This is a genomic window from Lysinibacillus sp. NPDC097231, from assembly GCF_044761885.1.
Lineage (GTDB): Bacteria > Bacillota > Bacilli > Bacillales_A > Planococcaceae > Lysinibacillus.
Window position 1 is genome coordinate 71,323 of sequence record NZ_JBIWDH010000003.1, and the last position, 22,465, is coordinate 93,787.

The window sequence follows — 22,465 nt, forward strand, 5'->3', positions numbered from 1 at the left end:
TATTTCTCATAGCATCATTCTGCTCCTAGTGTACCATATTTTTTATAAAAATATTTAATATAAAGTGATGATTTTGTATAACTTTTCCCATCGTTTCAACTATGCACGCGGTGTCAATTTATATAGTACAGCAGTGTCAGTGATTAGGAACAGTTTACTTTTTCCCCGGCTTTTAAAATTTGCACCTCTGAATTTTTCACTAAATCCGCAAAAATCTGCGGATCCTGCTCGATTGGAGGGAATGTATTGTAATGAATTGGTACGACAATTTTCGGCTTTAAAAATGCAACTGCACAAGCAGCATCTTCCGGTCCCATTGTGAAATTATCACCAATCGGTAAAAATGCAATATCAATTGGATGACGTTCCCCAATTAATTTCATATCGCTAAACAAGGCCGTATCACCTGCATGGTAGATTGTTAATCCTTCAACAAATAATAATATTCCAGCAGGCATACCCATATAAATAATTTCATTATTTTCAGTTACATAAGAAGAACCATGGAATGCTTGTGTAAATTTCACTTTACCAAAATCAAATTCCTTAGCCCCACCAATATGCATCGGATGCGCTTTCACTCCTTGCCAAGAAATCCAATTAGCTAGCTCGTTTGGTGCAATGACTAGTGCATCTTTTTTCTTTGCAAGCTCCACTGTATCACCAACATGATCATTATGCCCGTGTGTCAATAAAATAATATCTGGGGCTTCATCAGCAACCCTTAAATCTGTTTGCCCGTTTCCATTAATAAATGGATCAATCAATATTGTTTTCCCATTTGTTTGAATTTTGACAACGGAATGTCCATGATAACTAATTTCCATTTAAATCTCCTCCTTGCATTACGTCTTGTTATGCATTACCTGACTATAAAAGCTCAACAGGGTCTTACAAAAATCAGTAAAAAAGAAACTTTCACTGATTCAAGTTCCACATGAAGCTTTATCGATTTTTATTCGCTATCCATGCGCTTTTTCCCTTTTTTTGATATGCTTATACAGAGAATAATTACATCTTTACCTAACAAACCTATTCCCTGTTAGGCGACAATTATTCATTTGTCACAAAAATGAAGTGTCGAATTCGATTTGAAGGAAGTTATAGACTACTCAAAAGTCGAAGTCTCATCGGTTAGGCTATTATTTTAGCCAAGTACGTGAAAATTTTTCAATGCAACAAGAGGAGGAAATGTTAATGTCAAAGGTTGAAGAAATTCAAAGCTATTTACAACAAAACCAAATTGATGCCGCTTTCGTAACTACACCAGACAATGTTTTTTACGTTTCAGGCTTTAAAAGTAATCCACATGAGAGATTACTAGGGGTAATGATTTTTAAAGAGGCAGAACCTTTTTTAATTTGCCCACAAATGGAAATTCCAGATGCGAAGGCTGCTGGTTGGTCACATGAAGTTATCGGTCATCAAGATACTGAAAATTCAATGGAAGTTCTTGCAAAGGCCATCAAAGCTCGTAATGTTGAGCCAATAACGTTTGCCATTGAAAAAGCTCAGCTCATTGTAGAACGTCTAGAAGCCCTACAACAATCATTCCCACAAGCAAACTTTGTCCGCCTCGACGAAAAAATCAATGCAATGCGAGTTATCAAAGATGAAAACGAACTAGATAAATTACGTAAAGCTGCTGAACTAGCTGATTATGCAATTGAAATAGGCTGTAAGGAAATCGCTGAAGGCAAAACAGAAATGGAGATCTTAACAGCAATAGAAAGCGCTATTCAAGATAAGGGCTGCAAAATGTCCTTTGAAACGATGGTATTGAGTGGACCAAAAACAGCATCTCCTCACGGTAAACCAGGTGCTCGCAAAATTGCAAAGGGCGATATGGTGCTGTTCGATCTTGGCGTAATTTACGACGGATATTGCTCTGATATTACACGTACAGTTGCCTTTGGTGAGCCTAGTGAAGCACAAAAGAAAGTTTACAATACAGTTCTAGCCGCTAACACAAACGCAATTTCGGCAGTAAAACCAGGGGTGCGTGCAATGGATTTAGATAAAATTGCTCGTGATACGATCTCTGAAGCAGGTTACGGTGAATATTTCACACATAGACTTGGTCATGGACTCGGCATTTCCGTGCATGAATTCCCATCCGTTACTGGTGCGAATGAAATGACTATGGAGGAAGGCATGGTCTTCACAATTGAACCAGGTATCTACAAATCTGACGTGACAGGTGTCCGGATTGAAGATGATGTTGTAGTAACGAAAGACGGAGTAGAAGTACTAACAAAATTCCCGAAAGAATTAATCGTACTTTAATTTCATTATTTACGTGCATTACAAAAAGGAAGCAACCATAAATTTATGGCGCTTCCTTTTGTTATTTCATTTATTGAATTAACTCATCTACATTTACAAATGGCAAATCTTGAGCATCTGCAACTGCCTTGTAAACGAGATGTCCCTCTATAGTATTGACACCTTTTTTCAGGGCCGGATTATCTAGACATGCTTGTCTATAACCCTTACTTGCGATTTGAAGTGCATAAGGGATTGTATTATTTGTTAAAGCAATAGTTGATGTACGTGGTACAGCACCTGGCATATTTGCTACTGCATAATGGACAACGCCATGTTTTACATAAGTTGGATTATCATGCGTTGTTACACGATCAGATGTTGCAAAAATACCACCTTGGTCGATCGCAATATCAACAACTACAGAGCCTGGTTGCATGGACTTAATCATTTCCTCAGAAACAAGCTTCGGTGCTTTAGCTCCAGGAATTAAAACAGCTCCAACTACTAAATCTGAGTTTTTCACTGATTCTGCAATATTATAAGGATTAGATATTAATGTTTGAACATCACGACCAAACATATCTTCTAATTGACGTAGACGCTCTGGACTTAAATCAATGACCGTTACATCTGCACCCATACCAACAGCTATTTTTGCCGCATTTGTTCCAGCAATACCGCCACCAATAACAGTTACCTTACCGCGTTGTACACCAGATACACCGCCAAGTAAAATACCTTTACCCTCATGGTTTCTCTCTAAAAATTGTGCACCAATCTGCGTAGCCATTTTACCTGCCACTTCACTCATTGGTGTTAAAAGTGGTAAAGAACCATTTGCTAGTTGCACAGTTTCATAAGCGATACCTACAACTTTTTTATTTAAAAGTGCCTGTGTTAATTCAACCTCTGGCGCTAAATGTAAGTAAGTAAATAAGATTTGTCCTTCATAGAAGTAATCATATTCTGAAGCTACGGGCTCCTTTACTTTCATGATCATTTCTTGAGCCCATGCCTCTTTAGCTGTTTCAACAATTTGGGCACCTGCTGCTAGGTAGTCTTCATCTGTAAAGCTTGAGCCAATGCCTGCTCCAGTTTCAATGTACACTTCATGGCCTGCATGTGTTAATGTTACAACCCCTGCTGGTGTCATTGCTACACGATTTTCGTTGTTTTTAATTTCTTTTGGAACCCCAATTTTCATCTTTCCTATCCCCTTCCATTACCTAAGAATTAAGCATCATGTTGTTACATACATTTTGAATGTATTGATGCACCCCTTGCCCTTCCATATTACCAAACATAAACAAAAAAAGCTTTAATATAAAGCGAATACACATGAAATTTATAACATTTTTAAAATACTTGATATTTAAACTATAATAAAAGTATTTAGGATTGATAAATGATGTAAATGGAATAGTTGATATACAAAAAAACATTTTGGGTAGGAGCTAAGCATGAGAAAAAATAAAAAAACGTTAACACGTTACAAATAGGGAGAAATTAATATTTAAACGTTTATAGCTTTTCATAGTGAAATGCCTTCACTTTTTCACATTTTTTCTTACGGAAAGTATTTCCTTTAGAAAATCATTTGGTATAATCAAATTATATAAATCAGGGAGGTAATTCAAATGGCTAATCATTATAAAAGCATTGTAGTAGCAGTAGACGGTTCTAAAGAAGCTGAATACGCTTTTCGTAAATCAATCGATGTTGCAAAACGTAACGAAGGTGCTGTCTTAAACTTAGTAAACGTTATTGACACACGTTCATTTGCTGCAATCGAAGCATATGACCGTTCAATTGCTGAGCGTGCTCAAGCATTCTCTGAGGAGCTACTAAATGGTTACAAAAAACAAGCTGAAGAAGCAGGCTTAACAAACATTAACCTTGTAATTGAGTATGGCTCACCAAAAAATATCATTACTAAAGAGCTTTCTAAAATCGTAGACGCAGACTTAATTATCTGTGGTGCGACTGGTCTAAATGCAGTAGAACGTTTCCTAATCGGTTCAGTATCTGAAGCAATCGTACGCTCAGCTAACTGTGACGTACTTGTTATCCGTACACCAGAAAACTAATTTTGTCTTACATAAAAGGTATCCAATTTTGGATACCTTTTTCTTGTTCTTAAAAAACTATGTCAACGAAAATCAATCGTTTTCTACACTTTGATTTTGTATGTTGTGAGGATCGTAGCAACTGACTCGTTTTATCATAGTTATTATAGTTTTTAATGATTGAGGTGGAAGGCTAGCTCGACTTCAGTGGAACAGACGAGACCCTTTAGGCCAACACGATATTGGTCACGAAGGCATTGTCACAGGACGTGACGCACTTAGCCTTCGTTCCTTTAGCGGAGGAAGTGGCTCGACGCTCGCCCACAGCACAGGAAGCCTTGCTCTGTGCGAAAGCGTAGCGGCAGCAACAACAAAGCGAGTAGCGGAAATCACCTCATTTAAGGTGCCTAATATTCACTAAGATTTCCTTGACTATTTTGTTTTCAACACTATGAAAAGGTATCCTATTTCGGATACCTTTTTACTATTTACCTTCTTGCCACATCTTCACTTTTTCAAAGAACATAGCAAGGGCTTGTTTATTTTGCATATTTGGTACTTTTGCTAGCAACACCTCTTTCGGTGCTTTAAACTCATTACCATGTTTTTGTAAAATGACAATACTTTTTTCAAGCGCTTTATTGGCGAACATTGTGTCTGGTAACTGAATAATTGCTTGAATCCACGCATGTTTTTGAATGTATTTATGCAGTTGTTTAGACTGCTCAGATTCAAAGAGATGTGTAGGTGCAAGGAAAAATAAGTAGCCACCATCCTTAGTGTAGTTAATGGACTGTTCAATAAATAAATGGTGTGCATAACTCATTCCTTCAGAAGGGCATAGTTCGTACTCTAATGCAACATCTTCATTTGGATAATATCCGACAGGTAAATCACAAACAATAGCATCAGCAGGATTTACTAATAGATCTTGTAATGCATCTTGACGATATAAAGAAACTGACTGCTCTGTTAAATCAGCTGTAGCAGCAGCTAAACGAATAAGTAGCTCATCAACCTCTACACCAGTAGCTTCAATTTTTCCATCTAATAAATTCATAACTGTTAACAGTAGATTCCCTGTACCTACCGCCGGATCTAAAATGGAAATCTTTTCAGCCCCTAGACGATCCGCAAAAATTTGTTCCACAAAATAACCAACTAATAACCCAAGAGTATCTGGCGTCATTTGGTGATTCGGTTGGGAACCTTTTCGCATACCCTTTAAAATAGCAATTTGAATTGCTTTACGAATATCTTCCTTTGTTGCACCTTCTTGAGAAAAATCAACTTCCCCATCTAGCCATGCTTCTAAACCGTCTAGTACACCTTCTAATAATGTTATATTATGTTCTTTTTCTATTTTTTCAGCATGATCATTTAGCATCCCAAATAACTTCTCAATGTTTTCCATATCTAACTTCCTTTCACACAGAAAAGAGCCGTGACAAATACTTGTCACAGCCCCTTTGTCTAGTACTATCTTAGCCTAAAAGTAGCGAATTATGCTAGTGCTTTTACAGCTGCAATGGCCGCTTCATAGTTTGGATGGTCTGTTGCCTCAGGAACATATTCCACATATGTCACTTTGTCATTAGCATCCACAACAAATACTGCACGTGTTAGAAGACGTAATTCTTGAATGTATACACCATATGCTTCACCGAATGAAAGGTCACGGTGATCAGAAACTGTTTGAACAGCATCGATTCCTGCTGCACCACACCAACGTTTTTGGGCAAACGGAAGGTCAACAGATACCGTGTAAATAACCACATTATTCCCTAAGTTTGCTGCTTCTTCGTTAAAACGACGTGTTTGTGCATCACATACGCCCGTATCCAATGATGGAACAACACTAAATAGACGAATTTTCCCCTCTGAATCTTTTAAAGTAACAGGAGATAAATCATTTGCTAATACAGTGAAATCAGGTGCTTGATCTCCAACCTTTACTTCGTTACCTACAATTGTTACTGGGCCATTTTTAAATGTTACTTGTGCCATATAAACGCCTCCTAATCATCATATGTACATAATATTACTAAATGAGGAGAATTAATTGCAACTGAGACAGCTTATCAAAAAGTTCAAAGAGTTAATTGTATTGATTATGGTATTTCAAAATCTTCCAAACTTGATCTAGGTCACATCATTGCTGTAATCAAAAACTAGAGCTGCCTCATGATGTTGAGACAGCTCTAAACATTAATCTTCGTTCTTTTCCTCTAGCTTTTCAGGTTCTTCTTCTAGCTTTTCAGGTTTTTCCTCCTGGATTGGTACAGATAGTTGTGCTATGTCTTTTTCAATATAAATTTTTTCATGTACAACTGTAGTATCCGCAAAAAAATCATGTAAACCTTGATTCTCTGGTAAAATGACTACCAGAATATAAAGTGGTATGAAAGTATTACTAATAATACGTCCAATCCAATCTCGGAATAACACATCTGACCAAGTTAGTTTATCATGCTTTAATGAAATAACACGTAATCCAAATACCATTTTCCCTAATGTTTGACCAAAGAATTTCGTCATTAATACGAAGTAGCTGTAATAGAAAATAGCGGAAATAATCGAAATCGGTGCATACCACACTGTTTCAGATAATGACCAATCCATTAAATAAAAAATTGGGTTAATGATAATTCCGACAACTGCTGTAATAATTAAGCCATCCAACAAAAATGCCCAGAAACGAATCCAAAAACCTGCCGTTTTTAATGCATAGTTTATTGGCTTCTCTGATTTATCAATTAGGAGCATATTTTCCATAGAGGGTGAACCTTGCATAACAACCTCATTGTTTGTCATTGTACTCCCCCCCTAATATTCACCATATAAATACATCATTTTTGGTGCTTTGTATTCCGTCATAATTTTCATTAGCATTTTTTCCTCTGTTGATGGACCAAACATCGATCCAATCTTCATACCAACATACGATTGCCAGCCGCCCACATCATATGAATACTCATATAATTCTGCGTCTTGTAAACCGAAGTCTTCACGTAATGCAGCAATTGTTGCTTCCTTATCACCAATTTCATCAATTAAGCCTGCTTCAAGTGCCTTCGTACCACTAAGAATTCGACCATCGGCAACTTTTTTCACATCTGCTTCAGGCATATTGCGTCCCTTTTCTACAATATTAACGAATTCTTCATATGTTTCATTAATCATATCTTGCATCATAGCACGTTCCTCTGGTGTCACTTCTCGCATTGGACTTAGCATATCCTTATGTGCACCAGATTTAAATGTTTCATATTTTATACCCACTTTTTCTGCTAGTGCTTGATAATTGATTGATTGCATAATAACACCGATTGAGCCTGTTATTGTATCGCGTTGTGCAAAAATTTTATCTGCAGGAGCCGAAATGTAATAACCTCCAGAAGCTGCCATCGAATCCATAGAAACATAGATTGGAATTTGTCGTTCTTCTTTAATTTTCAAAAGCTTTTTGTAAATTTCCGCCGATTCCTTTACACCGCCTCCAGGTGAATTGACATTCAAGACAATGCCTTGGACAGTATCATCATTTAAAATATTATCTAACTGTTGTAAGAAAAATTTATGATCATACGCAACTGGTTGCCATAAAGTACTTGAACCAACATCTTGAATCGTTCCATCTACTGTCAAATATGCAATACGTTTATTAAAATCACCGTTTTCAATAACCGTTTCCATTACACTCAATTCATTTCCAGCCATCAAGCTATCAAAATTTCCAAAGAAATCTGATTTAACTATTGCGAATATGGTGTTTATCCCCAATGAAAATACTAGTAATACTCCTGCAATTATTAATGCAGTCCACCTTTTAACATTCATGTCTTTCCGCCTCCTTATCACTTATACGGTTGACTTACTAAATTGTTTCATTTTTTTGCAATAATATGCAAAAGTTTTATCCTAAACATTCCCCATAATACCTTACCTAATATCATTAAAAAAATCAAAGTTCATAAAGGAGCACGAACCTTGATTTTCGACATTATTCCCCAGGAAATTATTGCTGTATTCTCTGGAGAATCATTTATGTGTGTAATTTTTCTTTTGCTGACGTAATTCGACACGGCGAATTTTACCAGATGCAGTCTTGGGTAACTCTGTTACAAATTCAATGGCACGAGGATATTTATAAGGTGCTGTCAAAGCCTTTACATGATTTTGCAGGTTTTTAATAAGTGCTACATTTCCAATTTCACCGTCGCAGAGCACAACAAAAGCCTTCACAATATTTCCACGAACCTCATCTGGACTCGCTACAACGGCAGCTTCTTTAACTGCTGGATGCTTCATTAATGCATCTTCAACTTCAAATGGACCTATCGTATAGCCAGAGGAAATAATGACATCATCTCCACGACCTTCAAACCAAAAATAACCATCATCATCTTTATATGCACGGTCTCCAGTTATATACCAATCGCCTCTAAATTGTAAATTTGTTCGTTCAGGATCATTCAAATATTTTTTAAATAATGCAGGTGTTTCTCGATGTACAGCAATGTCTCCGACTTCTCCAACTGAAACAGGATTTCCAAAATCATCAATTATTTCTACAGTATTACCTGGAGTAGGTTTACCCATTGAGCCAATTCTTGCCTTCATCCCTACCATTGTCCCAACAAGTAATGTATTTTCTGTTTGTCCATAGCCATCTCGTACTTGTAAATTAAAGACTTCTGAAAACACCTTTATAACTTCACTATTTAAAGGTTCACCCGCTGACACAGTCTGGCGAATTGTACTTAAATTGAAATCTTGTAAATTTTCAAGCACTGCCATAAATCGATACTCGGTTGGTGTACAACACAGAATATTAATATTGAATCTTTCAAGCAATGAAAGGTATGTTGCCGCATCAAATTTACCTTTATAGACAAATGCGGTTGCCCCACTTCCTAACGTGGCAAGGAACGGACTCCAAATCCATTTTTGCCAGCCTGGAGCAGCTGTAGCCCAGACAATGTCATTTTCTTGCACACCTAACCAATTCGGTGCCGTTGTTCGTAAGTGTGCATATCCCCAGCCATGTGTGTGCACAGCTGCCTTGGGATTGCCTGTTGTACCACTCGTATAAGCTAAAAATGCATTGTCCGTACTCTTAGTTGGTGTAGTGCTTATGTAGGTTGTTGGTTGTTTTTGCATTTTTTCAAGTAAAGACTGCCAAGGTTTATGTGCATAACCAATGACAAATTGCTGTATCCCCTGTAAATTTTCCACGTTATCAAATTGTTCAATATATGGCTCGAATGCAACAACACCTTTTGCATCTGCATGCTTGATTCGATATTCAATATCCTTCGTTCTTAGCATTTCCGAGCTTGGTATAATCGTTAGACCTGCCTTTAATGCTGCAATATATACGATATATGCTTCGACTGACCTCGGCACCATGACTAAAATTACATCACCTTTTGTTAAACCTTGGGATGTAAATACGTGAGCTGCCTGATTCGCCTTTTCGAGTAAACTAGCATATGTTATGTGCTGAATTTCTTCGTTTTCGTTATACACGATTAATGCATTTTTTGTAGAATCCTGTGCATATTTTTCGATTTCCTCTGATATGTTGTACCATTCTGGTGCGATTAAATCCTGTCTTTTCATGGCAAATGCCCCCTTTTGCTATGCCCATTATAAAACTCCAATTTCACCATTTTCAATGGAAGGTACACTATTTTATAAAAGTCGTGACAACTATCATACTCCACTATATGGCATCAGTCATATCTTGATTGAAAGATTTTTCTATTGAATACGAAAGAAAAGTATGGTACATTTTGGTCAACTAAAAGCATGATTGCAGGGGGACTCATTTTGAGTTGAGAAGGTAAAACCTGACCCTTTGAACCTGTTAGTTAATACTGACGTAGGGAGCAATTTACATCTAACTCATTGATGAAAGGCTCTTTTTACGTGTACGTTCTGCACGAAAAGAGCCTTTTTTGCACGCTTACGTCCATCCAATAGAGGAGGACATGAAATGATACTTCAAACTATCCGTAAACAAAATCCACTTATTCATTGTATTACCAATTATGTTGTGGCAAATTTCCAAGCAAATGGCTTATTGGCAATAGGTGCTTCTCCGGTCATGGCTGATGATAGCCTTGAGGTTGAGGAAATGGTCGCTCTTGCCTCAGGCTTATTGATTAACATCGGCACACTTAATGAGCGAACAAAAGAATCAATGTTACTTGCAGGAAAAAAAGCAAATGCGCTTGGTATTCCCGTTATTTTAGATCCTGTAGGTGCAGGCGCAACAACTTATCGTAAACAAACAGTACAGCTTTTGCTAGAGGAAATAAAATTTGCTGCAATTCGATGTAATCTAGGGGAGCTTGCGGCAATTGCTAATGTTGACTGGCAACAAAAGGGTGTAGATAGTGGACATGGCTCAATTTCTATCGAAGTCGAGGCTCTACAAATTGCTCAGCTCTACAATTGTATGGTTATTGTAACCGGCGAAAAGGATTTGATTACTGATGGTGAGCAGATTCAATGGATTACAGGTGGAAATTCACTAATGACAGAAGTCACTGGAACAGGCTGTTTACTCAGTGCCATTTGCTGTGCTGCCTACGTTGCAGGTAGTGAACCTTTCAGTCAAATGGTAGATACGTTATCGCTTTATAAAACAGTGGCTCAATTAGCAGCATCATCCACTCAATATATGGGTGATTTTCAAATAGCAGTATTGAACGAACTACACCGATTTTCAAAGGATGGTGAAAAATAATGCATATTGTCACAACAATTGCTGGTTCAGATAGTGGTGGCGGCGCTGGCATACAGGCTGATTTAAAAACCTTTCAAGAATTAAAGGTATTTGGAACTTCCGTCATAACAGCTTTGACTGCCCAAAACACACTTGGTGTATCGGACGTTTTGCCAGTTGAAGTTAGCTTTGTTGAAAAACAACTTCGTGCTTTAATCGATGATTTTTCTATTAGTGCTGTTAAAACAGGTATGCTATTTTCCTCTGAAATCATTCAATCTATTGCAAATATTATGGCTGAAGTAGACATTCCGCTAATTGTAGATCCTGTAATGATTGCCAAAGGCGGTGAAAGCTTGTTACAGCAAGAAGCGATAAATGCAATGAAAAACGATTTACTTCCATTAGCAACAATCGTTACACCAAACATTCCTGAGGCTGAAACACTTACTGGAAGATCAATTAAAACACTAGCTGACATTAAGGAAACGGCTCAGATTTTATTACAATTGGGTGTGCAATGTGTCATTATAAAAGGCGGTCATTTAGCGGATAAAGATTATGCAATTGATTATGTATTTTTTCAAGACAGTCGATCATTTTCCATGCAGTCCACTCGAATTTCCACAAAAAATACGCATGGTACAGGCTGTACGTTCTCCGCTGCTTTAACTGCTTTTCTCGGAAGCGGACTTCCTATAAAAGAAGCGATTGTAGAAGCAAAAAAATTTATCCAATTAGCAATAACTTATGATCTATCTCTTGGCAATGGCCATGGTCCTACGAATCATTTTGCTTATCAAAGCTTTAAGGATTCCTGTGAGGTGATCATTCATGAAACGTGAAGATTTACTGCTATATTTTATTATGGGTACAGGCAATGTTTTTAATCAGAAACCAATAAATGTCCTTGAAGAAGCTTTACAATCTGGGGTGACAATGTTTCAATTTCGTGAAAAAGGAGCTAAAGCATTAACTGGACAAGCATATGAAAATTTTGCACGCCTATGTCAAAAGCTTTGCCGACAATACAATGTTCCGTTCATTGTTAATGATGATGTGGAGCTTGCTGTGAAACTTAGTGCGGATGGTGTTCATGTGGGACAGGATGATTTACCTATATCGATTGTACGTGAAAAAGTTGGTAAGATGCTTCTTGGTGTCTCAGTTCATTCACAAGAAGAATTACAAACTGCCTTACAATATGGTGCAGATTATGTAGGAATTGGCCCTATTTTTTCAACTACTTCTAAGAGTGACGCCAAGCCACCTAGTGGGACAACGTTTTTACAGCAAGTTCGAAAACAATATCCAACGCTTCCAATTGTTGCAATCGGGGGTATAAATTGTTCGAATGCACATATGGTATTTAAAGCTGGCGCAGATGGAGTTGCTGTTATTTCTGCGATTTGCGAAAGTGAGGATATTTCAAATACAGTCTCTACATTTAAATCTTCATCAATTTTTTAAAAAGGATTAAAAATAAAAAAATAAAGCAAACTAAAACCAGTGCCTTTTACGGTCACTGGTTTTAATTTTAATTGCTAATTAAGCAATTATTGGTTGTTGTGTGGCATACCTTTTAATTGAGATTCTGCCATTTGTACAAGACGTTTAGTGATTTCACCACCAACGGATCCGTTAGCACGAGCTGAAGCATCAGCCCCTAATTGAACACCAAATTCTTGTGCAATTTCGTATTTCATTTGATCAAGTGCTTGCTCTACACCAGGTACTGCAAGCTTGTTTGAACTGCGGTTGTTGTTTGAAGTCATGTCTCTCACCTCCTTGTGAATATAGAATGTGCGTTATTAGATTTTTAATACGAAATTTTTTAAAGGTAAATTGTACCTCTAAAGTAAATGGCACAAATAAAAAAGCCGCCTCAAAATGTTCTTTTGAGGCGACTGTTTTCTACTATAAAAGATCTGCGAATTTATCGGCTTCTTGCTCTTTTTTGGGGAAAATATAGACTTCCCGATTTTTCACAGCGCGTTCGATTAACTCATCAAAATCAGAGAAGCTTTCATAATGCTCAACCTTTTCAAGCTTTGGTTTTGTTTTTGGGCTTGCAGGGGTAAAAATTGTACAGCAATCTTCAAATGGCTGGATAGACGTTTCATATGTGCCAATTTTCTCTGCAATATCGATAATTTCTAATTTATCTGATGAGATTAACGGACGTAAAATTGGTGTGTTCGTTACTGCATTAATAGCTGTTAGGCTTTCCAATGTTTGACTTGCTACTTGTCCAAGACTTTCACCTGTAACAATAGCTAGTGCATCAATTTCTTCACGTACTTTGTCAGCAACTTTTAGCATCATACGACGAGTTGTTGTCATCGATACATTAGAAGGTACTTTTTCTTTAATAAGAACTTGTATTTCAGTAAAAGGAATGACATGTAAACGAATACTTGCGCCAAACTTCGTTAATTCATTGGCAAGCACCTTTACTTTTTCCAATGAATTTTGACTTGTATATGGTGGGCTAAAGAAGTGAATCGCCTCTAAGCGCACTCCACGCTTCATCATTAAATATCCAGCTACAGGACTATCTATACCACCGGAAAGCATTAATAATGATTTCCCGTTTGAGCCTACTGGCATTCCACCTGCACCCGGAATAACTTGGGCCATCATATATGTTGCATCATGACGTACTTCTACGCGAAGCTCGATATCAGGTTTTTTCACTTTTACTGATAAATTTTTGTACTGAGGTAAAACAAAACCGCCAATTTCGCGTTGGATGGCATGAGATTCTAATGGAAATGTTTTATCAGTACGCTTTACTTCAACCTTAAAGGTAAGTTGCTGCTCATTTTTAAAAGTATCCATAATAGTAATTGCAAGCTTTTTCATAGCATCAATATCTTTTTCACATGCTGCAACTGGACTAAATGATTGAATGCCGAAAATTTTGGGTAATCCTTTTAATAGAGCATCCATCTGAGTTTCATCTTGAATAGCAATAAACATACGATCACGTTCTGTACGAATGTGTAAGTGTCCTAAATCTGCAAACGCATGACGAATGTTCTCACGCAAACGACGAATAAAATCCATTTTATTGCGCCCTTTTGTAGAAAGCTCACCATATCGAATTAATATTTCTTTCCAAATCATTGTATATGTTCTCCTTTAAGTTCCTTTAATACTTCCTGAAGCACTTGTTTAAACTTTACTATATCTTCATCCGTTACATATGCACCAAAGCTTATACGAATGACACCCTTTTTAAAATGTTCATCAAGCTTTAGCGCTTCTACAACATGACTTGTTTTTGTTTGCTTCGATGAACAAGCACTTGATGTTGAAACAATAACATTGCGCTTTTGCAATGCATTAATAATGACCTCACCTTTTAAATCGCGAATACTAAATGATAAGATATGTGCAGCTCCTTGAGGTGTTGATAAAATATGCACTGCATCTCCATATCCACGTAACTGCGTGCATATTTCTTCATGCCACCTGCGATATTTTTCTGCTCGGTCATTCATCGTCTCCACTGCTATTCGGGCTGCTTTAGATAATGCGACGGCTTGTGGGACAGCTACTGTTCCACTACGTAAACCAAATTCCTGTCCTCCACCTAGTGCATATGGTTGCCATGTCATTTTTTTTCGGAATGCTAATACTCCCGAGCCTTTAAAGCCATGAATTTTATGGCCTGAGATCGAAATACAATCTGGTCCCTCTTCATCTTTAAATGATATAGGTAATTTACCAAAGCTTTGTACGGCATCAACATGAAATACTGCACGACTCAATTCATGTATAATTTTTGCAGCTTCAAAAATTGGCTGAATTGCACCCATTTCATTATTTACATGCATTATGCTTACTAAGATGGTATCTTTGCGTATTTTTGTACGTAGCTCATCTAAAGATATCACTCCGTTTTTATCTATATGCAAATATTCCACGTCAAAGCCCTCTTGTTCAAGCTGCTTAAACGATTCTAAAACAGATGGATGTTCGATTTCAGTTGTTAAAATATTATTCCCTATATGAGTGTTGCTACGTGCTAAACCAAAAATAGCTGTGTTATTGGATTCAGTACCACCTGATGTAAATAGCACATTTTTTGCTTCTGTGTGCAAAATATCTGCTACTTGCTCACGTGCACGCATTAATAATTCGTTTGATTCAACTCCCATTGCGTGAATGGAAGCAGGATTAGCATAATACTGCTCATTCACTACCATAAATGCTTGCATAACCTCTGTTAAAGGTTTTGTTGTTGCACTGTTGTCTAAATAAATTGTATTCACTTCCATTACTATTCACACACTTTCAAAACGTTGATTTAACGGTATTTATCATAACTCAATCTTGAACGATTGACCACTAACTTTAACAATTATTCTAATTTAGTCACTCATTCATTTACTTTTAATACGAAAAACCACCCTTTATAGAGTGGTATCTGAACATTTCTAACATCAAAAAGTGCAAAAGCATGAATGCAAAATTTTGTTTGAGTAATATTGCAAGGCAAGAAAACGATAAAATTTATTTTTTTAGCATTGTTAAAAATGCACTTGACGCTGTGAATTCCATGTCTTTTTCAAAGCCTAGTTTTTCATATAAATGAATTGCTCTCGTATTAAATTTAGCTACGGTTAAGCGGAGAGGTAACTGATTTTTTTGTTGTATTTGGTTTAAGACAAATGCAACAAATTCTGTACCAAAACCTTTTCCTGTTAGTTCCGGTTTCATCCCAATACCTACATCCATACATTTGTCTAAATAAGCACCATAGTCATGCCCTTTAGGTACTTGTGCAGATGCTCCTGTACAAAAAAAACCGACTAGTTCATCATTGTCGTTAACGATTGAATAATATGGATTATCGAGTATTTCTTTTAGTGATTCATCAGATAGCTCGTTGTTATAAAAATCATATGGTGCTTCGTATTTCCAACTTACAATATCAGTCGCATAGTTTTCATTCATTTCTTTAATAAAAAATCGCAATTTGCACATCCCTTTTCATCAGTTGGTTCTATCTGTTACTTTCGTCTGATTTCAATAACAAAGCTGTCCAAAAAGTATTAACCATACTTTTTAGACAGCCGATCAATTTCTAATATAGCTGTGTCAAACTATCTTGGAATGGATTCTTCAGCTACGAGCTCTTGAATTCGTTTTAAAGCGCCTGGGTCCATTTCTTCAACTGCTGTTCCAGCTTCCTCCAACGCCTTAGAATAACGGAATTGATGGAAAGCTTCTTCCGCTTCTCTTAAACGAGCATTTAATTTTGGATTTGCTGCACGATGGCGATTACCATACTGAATAATACGTTCAATCAGCATTACATTTTCTATCAATTCATAAGCCTTTGCTTTTACATCCTCTACACAGAGTGTTGCAGCATTTAAATTATTATGAACAGTTCCCATGTTAAGCGGTACTTCTTGTAGGCTTTGCATCACCAAATAAATATGCTCTGCTGCCTCATCTAAACGTGCATCCATCTCCTCAGGAATACCTGGGATGTTGGCCTTATTTAAAAGTCGGTCAGTTTCTTGTAATGTTTTCTTTAAATTTTCTACTTGCGTACGGGCTTTGTTTTCATCAATTCGCAGTTTCTTCATCGTATTCGATAAATGTCCTTGTTCCTCATGAATACGTTCGAGCTCATCGCTAATTTCAATCAGTTCTTCCTGCAAACTTGAATAAGCAGATTTTTCTTCTTTAACACGTATCGCTAATAAATCATAGCGACGTTGTAATGCCTCTAATTGCTTTAAAGCTGCCTTTGGAATTTCCGCATCTTTTTCATTTAAATGATAGCTCTGCTGTACAAAGGTTGCCTCATCACTTATTATTCTTGTCGAACTCATAACATTGGTGATTGAACCTAATAACCGATCACAATTCTGATCAACATAATTTTTAGCGATTACTTCCTTTTCAAGCAGATCATAGAAACGATCAATCTCTTCATTTATTTCAGCAACTCGTGGCTTAACAACTGTCAAGTTAAGCTCTGCTAACTCATTTTTTAATGTCTTAAATTCTTCTTCAAACTTACCCAGTGCCTCAGCTAACTCTAAATGTTGTAAATAATAGGATTGCTCTTCCATCTCACGTTGGCCATTGCGCAATTCTTGAACTGCCCCTGGTAGCTTTACTTGTAATTCCGTTAAAATTGTTGGGACATTATTTATATATTCAAAAATTTGTTGTGATTCATGGTTTAAGCTAATAACAATTTCTCGCGCCTGCAAGTAATTCCCTTCACTAGTAAGCACATCAAATTCTTCAAACTTTTGAACAAACGTCTCAAGCTTTTTCTCCAGAGCTGGTAGTGCAACGCCAAATGAATGCTGGTGTGCTAACAATGTTTTACGTGCAGAGCGATAATACTCTTTTAATTGTTCAATTTCAATACGATTCTTTTCTTCGCTGCCAATCAATTCATTTAGTTCCTCTAAGATTTTATCTTTATCTTGTTCACACTTTTCAATATAATCTTCTATCTCACGTTCAATGAACGTTGCTTTCTTAAAACGCATCCTATTAATTTGGTCCTCCGCGTCAAATAAAAGCGAATCAATTTTTGTCATATGTACATCGATGACTTCATCCCAGCTATTGCGCCATCGTTCAAACATCTCTTCTGTTTCACCATTCATGTTTAAAGATTTAACTTTTGAAATTTCTTCATTTATGGGATTGTGTTGTATTTGTAATTTTTCATTTTCAAGCTTTGCAATGATTGCAATATGTTTTCGTCGCATCATAAATCCTACTATAGCGAAAATTAATAGTAGGATAATCGGAATGATGATATACTCCATCGTAAGCCTCCTATTCTACAATAAACGAATTGGCTAGTTGTATTTATTATATACTATGTTTTCGCCTTTTGTACTAAAATTTGAGTGTTTTTCACAAAAGTGTTATACGCCACTCAAGCATGACAGCTTCTTAAGTTAGAAACAACAGGCGCAAAAGAAATGATTGTTTTTATTCGAAAGCTAAAGGAGTGGTAATTTTATGAAACGAGACGGACATATTCATAGCCCCTATTGTCCACATGGTACTTCCGATTCATTTAAGCAATATATTGAAAAAGCAATCGCTCATAACTTTACAGATATTACTTTTACCGAGCATGCACCGTTACCGATAAGTTTTGTTGACCCTACACCGGAACAAGATAGTGGTATGAATCCAGAATTTTTAATGGCTTATTTTGAAGATTTGCAACACCTTCAAAAGCAATATGTTCATGACATTCGCATTCATATTGGTCTAGAGGTTGACTATATTCAAGGCTTTGAACAAGAAACACGTAAATTTCTTGATACATATGGGCACTTTTTAGATGACTCTATTTTATCAGTCCATTTTTTACAATGGCAAAATACCTTTGAATGTATCGACTTTTCTGCAGAAAACTTTATGAAATTTTCAAAAAAAGTAGGCTCCATTGAACAAGTATATGATTTATACTATGATACTGTCCTGCAATCCATTAAAGCAGATTTAGGACCATATAAGCCGAGACGCATCGGGCATCCATCACTTATTCACAAATTTCAATTAGCACATAAGGTGAAAATTGATGATTCGGTAAGGATTCGAGAAGTTTTGGATTTCATGAAGCAAGAAGGCTATGAGCTAGATTTAAATAGCGCTGGATTAAGTAAAACATATTGTCAAGAACCTTATCCACCATTTACCTTCATCGATTATAGTAAATCGATTGGGCTACCTTTTGTTTTCGGTTCAGATGCCCATAGTGTTACTGATTTACATCAACACTACAATGCTATATTTCCAAGATAAATAAATTTCAAACGAGGTGCTTTTATGTTTACACAAATTAATTACGAAGGGCCAATTGCTGAACAATATCATACACTAGCAAAACAACTAGACGCCTTGCTTACAGGAGAAACAGACCGCATTGCAAATTTAAGTAACGCCTCAGCATTACTAAATCAATTTCTAACAAATATTAACTGGGTTGGTTTTTATGTATTACAAGGAGATGAGCTCGTATTAGGGCCATTTCAAGGTTTACCTGCCTGCGTTAGAATACCTATAGGACGTGGTGTTTGTGGAACAGCTGTAGCAAATAAAGAGACAATAATCGTAAAAGATGTCCACGCCTTTCCAGGTCATATTGCCTGCGACGCCGCTTCACAATCTGAAATTGTTATTCCCTTGGTAAATCAAGGTGAGATTATTGGTGTTCTTGACATTGACAGTCCGATAGTAGGTCGATTTTCTAAGGAAGATCAAGATGGTTTAGAACTATTTGTAAAAACATTACTTCCTCATTTGTAATGATAAATGAAAAACAAAAAAATTGCCCTGAAATGGTTTTATCATTGTCATTTCAGGGCAATTCACTTTCATCAAAAGCATTTGCTAGTTTTTAAGGATTTGTTTGATAGGATCGATTGTGAATACAAAATCGATTTTTACCACTGTTTTTGGCTTCATAAAGAGCTGTATCTGCATGTAGAAAAACAGATTGAAACGCTGGACGGTACAGTTCATCCCATGTAATGAGACCCGCTGAAATTGTCACTTGAGGATCGGTTGCACTTGGGATTATTGCTACAATTGCCGCTGCCAATTCAATTGCTTCTTGTTCATCAATATTTGGCACATACACGGACATTTCCTCTCCGCCCCAGCGTGCACAAATTCCTCGAGTTCCTATCATTTCTTTTAACTGTGCTGCAATTTGTATAAGAATCTTATCACCAATTTGATGGCCATAAGTATCATTAATACGTTTAAAATTATCAATATCAATGAGTAAGAACATTCCGGATTGATCATTTTTAAGCGATTTTTCTACATATTGGTCTAAATAACTTCTTGCATATAATTTAGTCAAGTGATCCAAGTCTACCATTTCCTGAAGTTGATTTCGTAATATTGAGTTTGCAATCGCTAAAGAAGAGTGATGGATTAAAGATTGCATTAATTTAAAGCTATCAAACGAAAAGAAGTATGGATCCTTGTGTAACACTATACTAAAGCCATTTATTTCTTCTTCCATTAAAATTGGAATTGCCATAATTGAACGATATTTAATTTGATTAGGGGTTAAACGGCTAAAATCAGCAATAAATAGTGGATCATTAGTATGTTCAAAATGTTGTTCAACATGTTTTATATATGTTTGCCCCTCCACCGAATTGAATAGCGCTGTACTGGCATCTGTCACTTCAAAGGTGTTATTATTTTTAAAAGCAAAACAAACTTCCATTGGCTGAAAAGATTTCATTAACTGTTTTTGTAGAAAAAGTAACATTTCATGAATGTCAATTCTCATATTTAATCGATGTGATGTTTCATTGATGAGTTGTAAGTCACTGACGAGGCGATGCGATTGATGGTATAATTTTGCATTTTCGAGTGCATTTCCTGAAGCTTGTGCTAGCATACGCACAAAATCCCTCTCTGTCGTTGTAAAAAGATAGGTTGTAGGTGCACTTACTTGTAATATACCATAAATAGCTTGTCTTCCTTTTATAGGCGCGTTTAATAATCGACAATTCAAATCGCTTGCAAGCTCCGTTGTCAGCTCTCCTGATACAAAAGCCTCAATTGTTGCAGGTCTTTCAGATAAGTAATCAAAAAGCTTAATATCGATGGTCGTATGGCGATCTTGATCATTCGATAATATAAGCTCAACATTAAACTCTGGGAAATTATCCTTAATATTTTTTAAGACATTTTCTAAAATTAAATCGATATCCATGGTGGAATGAAATAAATCAGTCATGTTATACAATTTTCGATATTGATCTTCATTCACTTTTACTTCTAAATTTTCTCTAATCATCTGAAGAACTTTGGTAAGCGTTTCCAGACACTCTTCACCGTAATCCGAAATAATAAAGTCGGTCCAGGCATCTGTTGCCTCTACGAGCAATATACCAATCGGAATTTTGCCTTCTGCTTGTAAAAGCACCATATCTGTCATCATCGAGTAGGCTTCTTTTTCTTTTAATATATAAGGAATCTTTACTATTTTTTGTTGATAAAAGCTAGCTTCAACCATTAGCCATGACACAGCATTTAGTTTTGTTTCAATTGTTAGAGCAGCCATTTCTTCAACAGGTATTAAAGAATTACCTTCAAAACTAAGAAAAGCCGCATTTTCAATTTCCAAGTGCTTCTTTAGACACTGTTTCAATGAATAAAAATACTCATTAAAACCGGCTTGTTCTTCCTTAGAACTCACCCAAAAGCTCAAAACATCTGATTTTATATATTTTAGCGTTTGTAAATGGTCTGTCATGAAATCACCTTTTCTATATAACGTGCGAATCAATTACTATTAACTTATAATATATTATACATAATTTGTGTCATTTTGACTATGTTATTCTAATTTTACATTTATATTTTACATTTCTCACCGTATCATTAACTATTTCTATATAGTGTAAAATTGAAAGAAAGGAGTTTCCTACTATATATCCTTTTTCAAAAATAGTTAGCCTAATAATTGACGTCTATGTAATAAGCAGTTACAATGAAGGTTGTGTAAAATAAACGCAGCAGTGGTATAAGCTTATTACTGTATTTTATTCCTCTATTTTATTGAATATAACTACCTAGATTAAACAACAAATAGATGGTGTATTGTGTAACCTAACGGCTGCATAGGCGAAAGTACATGAAAATAAAATGCGTATAAGAATGGGTACTACTGGTTTTTGTTTTACAACAAAAAAACCAAATTTAAAGGAGGAGACAACAATATGTCTCGTTATACAGGTCCATCTTGGAAATTATCACGTCGTCTTGGTATCTCACTAAGCGGTACAGGTAAAGAAATCGAAAAACGCCCTTACGCACCGGGTCAACACGGTCCAAACCAACGTAAAAAATTATCAGAATACGGTTTACAACTTCAAGAGAAACAAAAACTTCGTCACATGTATGGCATGAACGAACGTCAATTCCGTACTCTATTCGACCGTGCTGGTAAAATGAAAGGTGTACATGGTGAAAACTTCATGATCCTTCTTGAAACTCGCCTTGACAACCTTGTTTACCGTTTAGGTTTAGCTCGTACACGTCGTGGATCACGTCAATTAGTTAACCACGGTCATATCTTAGTAGATGGCAAACGCGTTGATATTCCATCATACAGCGTAAAACCAGGTCAAACGATTTCTCTTCGTGAAAAATCTCAAAACCTTGCTGTAGTAACAGAAGCAATCGAAGTAAACAACTTCGTACCTGACTACGTAACATTTGATGCTGATAAAAAAGAAGGTACATTCACTCGCCTTCCAGAACGTTCTGAATTATCAGCTGAAATCAACGAAGCATTCATCGTAGAGTACTACTCTCGATAAGAGAATTCTTTAAAAATAGAAATCCTAAAAACCTTGTT

General features: G+C 36.4%; 21 protein-coding genes and 1 riboswitch. Of the genes, 8 read left to right on the top strand and 13 right to left on the bottom strand.

Annotated elements, in window-relative coordinates:
* Positions 1–143: 143 nt before the first annotated feature.
* Positions 144–827, bottom strand: a complete 684-nt coding sequence (locus ACIQXF_RS03645) for a metal-dependent hydrolase (RefSeq protein WP_402779280.1) — start codon at positions 825–827, stop codon at positions 144–146.
* Positions 828–1,197: 370 nt separating this feature from the next.
* Here ACIQXF_RS03645 and ACIQXF_RS03650 point away from each other — a divergent pair, with 370 nt between their 5' ends.
* Positions 1,198–2,286, top strand: coding sequence for a M24 family metallopeptidase (locus ACIQXF_RS03650; protein ID WP_402779282.1), 1,089 nt, complete (start codon positions 1,198–1,200; stop codon positions 2,284–2,286).
* Between the two features lie 70 nt (positions 2,287–2,356).
* Here ACIQXF_RS03650 and ald read toward each other — a convergent pair whose 3' ends face one another.
* Positions 2,357–3,472: an alanine dehydrogenase gene (gene ald / locus ACIQXF_RS03655; protein ID WP_402779284.1), complete on the bottom strand. Its 1,116-nt coding sequence runs from the start codon at positions 3,470–3,472 to the stop codon at positions 2,357–2,359.
* Between the two features lie 433 nt (positions 3,473–3,905).
* On the opposite strand from ald, the gene ACIQXF_RS03660 reads away from it, so the two are divergent.
* Positions 3,906–4,355: a universal stress protein gene (locus tag ACIQXF_RS03660; RefSeq protein ID WP_402779286.1), complete on the top strand. Its 450-nt coding sequence runs from the start codon at positions 3,906–3,908 to the stop codon at positions 4,353–4,355.
* Between the two features lie 463 nt (positions 4,356–4,818).
* Here ACIQXF_RS03660 and ACIQXF_RS03665 read toward each other — a convergent pair whose 3' ends face one another.
* The 5 genes from ACIQXF_RS03665 to mbcS all read right to left on the bottom strand — a co-directional run bounded on the left by ACIQXF_RS03665 (position 4,819) and on the right by mbcS (position 9,959).
* On the bottom strand, positions 4,819–5,748 hold the full coding sequence (locus ACIQXF_RS03665) for a class I SAM-dependent methyltransferase (RefSeq protein WP_402779288.1): 930 nt from the start codon (positions 5,746–5,748) through the stop codon (positions 4,819–4,821).
* An 89-nt stretch (positions 5,749–5,837) separates the two neighbouring features.
* Positions 5,838–6,341 (bottom strand): thiol peroxidase, encoded by a 504-nt coding sequence (tpx, locus tag ACIQXF_RS03670; protein WP_402779290.1) that lies wholly within the window; start codon positions 6,339–6,341, stop codon positions 5,838–5,840.
* 201 nt (positions 6,342–6,542) lie between these two features.
* Positions 6,543–7,148 (bottom strand): RDD family protein, encoded by a 606-nt coding sequence (locus tag ACIQXF_RS03675; RefSeq protein WP_402779292.1) that lies wholly within the window; start codon positions 7,146–7,148, stop codon positions 6,543–6,545.
* A gap of 12 nt (positions 7,149–7,160) precedes the next feature.
* Positions 7,161–8,174 carry a signal peptide peptidase SppA gene (sppA, locus tag ACIQXF_RS03680; protein ID WP_402779293.1) on the bottom strand — a complete coding sequence of 338 codons (1,014 nt, stop codon included), beginning with the start codon at positions 8,172–8,174 and terminating at the stop codon, positions 7,161–7,163.
* Between the two features lie 201 nt (positions 8,175–8,375).
* Positions 8,376–9,959, bottom strand: coding sequence for an acyl-CoA synthetase MbcS (mbcS, locus tag ACIQXF_RS03685; RefSeq protein WP_402779295.1), 1,584 nt, complete (start codon positions 9,957–9,959; stop codon positions 8,376–8,378).
* Positions 9,960–10,146: 187 nt separating this feature from the next.
* A riboswitch (TPP riboswitch) is annotated at positions 10,147–10,245 on the top strand.
* Positions 10,246–10,335: 90 nt separating this feature from the next.
* Here mbcS and thiM point away from each other — a divergent pair.
* The 3 genes from thiM to thiE are packed head-to-tail and all read left to right on the top strand — an operon-like array spanning position 10,336 to position 12,540.
* Positions 10,336–11,091: a hydroxyethylthiazole kinase gene (gene thiM / locus ACIQXF_RS03690; protein WP_402779297.1), complete on the top strand. Its 756-nt coding sequence runs from the start codon at positions 10,336–10,338 to the stop codon at positions 11,089–11,091.
* Positions 11,091–11,915: a bifunctional hydroxymethylpyrimidine kinase/phosphomethylpyrimidine kinase gene (thiD, locus tag ACIQXF_RS03695; protein WP_402779299.1), complete on the top strand. Its 825-nt coding sequence runs from the start codon at positions 11,091–11,093 to the stop codon at positions 11,913–11,915. The genes thiM and thiD overlap by 1 nt, the downstream gene beginning before the upstream one ends.
* Positions 11,905–12,540 carry a thiamine phosphate synthase gene (gene thiE / locus ACIQXF_RS03700; RefSeq protein ID WP_402779301.1) on the top strand — a complete coding sequence of 212 codons (636 nt, stop codon included), beginning with the start codon at positions 11,905–11,907 and terminating at the stop codon, positions 12,538–12,540. Before thiD ends, thiE begins: the two co-directional genes overlap by 11 nt.
* Positions 12,541–12,626: 86 nt before the next feature.
* Here thiE and ACIQXF_RS03705 read toward each other — a convergent pair whose 3' ends face one another.
* From ACIQXF_RS03705 to ezrA, 5 genes are all read right to left on the bottom strand, one after another.
* Complete coding sequence (locus ACIQXF_RS03705) at positions 12,627–12,845, bottom strand: alpha/beta-type small acid-soluble spore protein (protein ID WP_402779303.1); 219 nt, start codon at positions 12,843–12,845, stop codon at positions 12,627–12,629.
* Positions 12,846–12,987: 142 nt separating this feature from the next.
* The gene (thiI, locus tag ACIQXF_RS03710) at positions 12,988–14,199 is read right to left on the bottom strand and encodes a tRNA uracil 4-sulfurtransferase ThiI (protein WP_402779305.1); all 1,212 of its coding nucleotides are present in this window, start codon (positions 14,197–14,199) and stop codon (positions 12,988–12,990) included.
* The gene (locus ACIQXF_RS03715) at positions 14,196–15,356 is read right to left on the bottom strand and encodes a cysteine desulfurase family protein (RefSeq protein ID WP_402779307.1); all 1,161 of its coding nucleotides are present in this window, start codon (positions 15,354–15,356) and stop codon (positions 14,196–14,198) included. Before ACIQXF_RS03715 ends, thiI begins: the two co-directional genes overlap by 4 nt.
* Before the next feature lie 235 nt (positions 15,357–15,591).
* On the bottom strand, positions 15,592–16,035 hold the full coding sequence (locus ACIQXF_RS03720) for a GNAT family N-acetyltransferase (protein ID WP_402779309.1): 444 nt from the start codon (positions 16,033–16,035) through the stop codon (positions 15,592–15,594).
* A gap of 149 nt (positions 16,036–16,184) precedes the next feature.
* Positions 16,185–17,885, bottom strand: coding sequence for a septation ring formation regulator EzrA (gene ezrA, locus ACIQXF_RS03725; RefSeq protein ID WP_402779311.1), 1,701 nt, complete (start codon positions 17,883–17,885; stop codon positions 16,185–16,187).
* Between the two features lie 199 nt (positions 17,886–18,084).
* On the opposite strand from ezrA, the gene hisJ reads away from it, so the two are divergent.
* Positions 18,085–18,879 (top strand): histidinol-phosphatase HisJ, encoded by a 795-nt coding sequence (gene hisJ / locus ACIQXF_RS03730; protein WP_402779312.1) that lies wholly within the window; start codon positions 18,085–18,087, stop codon positions 18,877–18,879.
* Between the two features lie 24 nt (positions 18,880–18,903).
* Positions 18,904–19,383 carry a GAF domain-containing protein gene (locus ACIQXF_RS03735; RefSeq protein ID WP_402779314.1) on the top strand — a complete coding sequence of 160 codons (480 nt, stop codon included), beginning with the start codon at positions 18,904–18,906 and terminating at the stop codon, positions 19,381–19,383.
* Between the two features lie 91 nt (positions 19,384–19,474).
* On the opposite strand, the gene ACIQXF_RS03740 is transcribed toward ACIQXF_RS03735, so the two are convergent.
* Positions 19,475–21,253, bottom strand: a complete 1,779-nt coding sequence (locus ACIQXF_RS03740; RefSeq protein WP_402779316.1) for a sensor domain-containing diguanylate cyclase — start codon at positions 21,251–21,253, stop codon at positions 19,475–19,477.
* A 571-nt stretch (positions 21,254–21,824) separates the two neighbouring features.
* Between ACIQXF_RS03740 and rpsD the strand changes: the two genes are divergently transcribed.
* Positions 21,825–22,427 (top strand): 30S ribosomal protein S4, encoded by a 603-nt coding sequence (rpsD, locus tag ACIQXF_RS03745; protein ID WP_402779318.1) that lies wholly within the window; start codon positions 21,825–21,827, stop codon positions 22,425–22,427.
* The last annotated feature ends 38 nt before the right edge of the window (positions 22,428–22,465 follow it).

Coding starts and splice junctions, on each gene's coding strand:
- ACIQXF_RS03650 (WP_402779282.1), top strand. CDS start 1,198: ATGTCAAAGGTTGAAGAAATTCAAAGCTATTTACAACAAAACCAAATT.
- ACIQXF_RS03660 (WP_402779286.1), top strand. CDS start 3,906: ATGGCTAATCATTATAAAAGCATTGTAGTAGCAGTAGACGGTTCTAAA.
- ACIQXF_RS03720 (WP_402779309.1), bottom strand. CDS start 16,035: ATGAATGAAAACTATGCGACTGATATTGTAAGTTGGAAATACGAAGCA.
- rpsD (WP_402779318.1), top strand. CDS start 21,825: ATGTCTCGTTATACAGGTCCATCTTGGAAATTATCACGTCGTCTTGGT.
- ACIQXF_RS03715 (WP_402779307.1), bottom strand. CDS start 15,356: ATGGAAGTGAATACAATTTATTTAGACAACAGTGCAACAACAAAACCT.
- thiM (WP_402779297.1), top strand. CDS start 10,336: ATGATACTTCAAACTATCCGTAAACAAAATCCACTTATTCATTGTATT.
- ezrA (WP_402779311.1), bottom strand. CDS start 17,885: ATGGAGTATATCATCATTCCGATTATCCTACTATTAATTTTCGCTATA.
- ACIQXF_RS03665 (WP_402779288.1), bottom strand. CDS start 5,748: ATGGAAAACATTGAGAAGTTATTTGGGATGCTAAATGATCATGCTGAA.
- thiD (WP_402779299.1), top strand. CDS start 11,091: ATGCATATTGTCACAACAATTGCTGGTTCAGATAGTGGTGGCGGCGCT.
- mbcS (WP_402779295.1), bottom strand. CDS start 9,959: ATGAAAAGACAGGATTTAATCGCACCAGAATGGTACAACATATCAGAG.
- sppA (WP_402779293.1), bottom strand. CDS start 8,174: ATGAATGTTAAAAGGTGGACTGCATTAATAATTGCAGGAGTATTACTA.
- thiI (WP_402779305.1), bottom strand. CDS start 14,199: ATGATTTGGAAAGAAATATTAATTCGATATGGTGAGCTTTCTACAAAA.
- ACIQXF_RS03735 (WP_402779314.1), top strand. CDS start 18,904: ATGTTTACACAAATTAATTACGAAGGGCCAATTGCTGAACAATATCAT.
- ACIQXF_RS03705 (WP_402779303.1), bottom strand. CDS start 12,845: ATGACTTCAAACAACAACCGCAGTTCAAACAAGCTTGCAGTACCTGGT.
- thiE (WP_402779301.1), top strand. CDS start 11,905: ATGAAACGTGAAGATTTACTGCTATATTTTATTATGGGTACAGGCAAT.
- hisJ (WP_402779312.1), top strand. CDS start 18,085: ATGAAACGAGACGGACATATTCATAGCCCCTATTGTCCACATGGTACT.
- ACIQXF_RS03675 (WP_402779292.1), bottom strand. CDS start 7,148: ATGACAAACAATGAGGTTGTTATGCAAGGTTCACCCTCTATGGAAAAT.
- ald (WP_402779284.1), bottom strand. CDS start 3,472: ATGAAAATTGGGGTTCCAAAAGAAATTAAAAACAACGAAAATCGTGTA.
- tpx (WP_402779290.1), bottom strand. CDS start 6,341: ATGGCACAAGTAACATTTAAAAATGGCCCAGTAACAATTGTAGGTAAC.
- ACIQXF_RS03645 (WP_402779280.1), bottom strand. CDS start 827: ATGGAAATTAGTTATCATGGACATTCCGTTGTCAAAATTCAAACAAAT.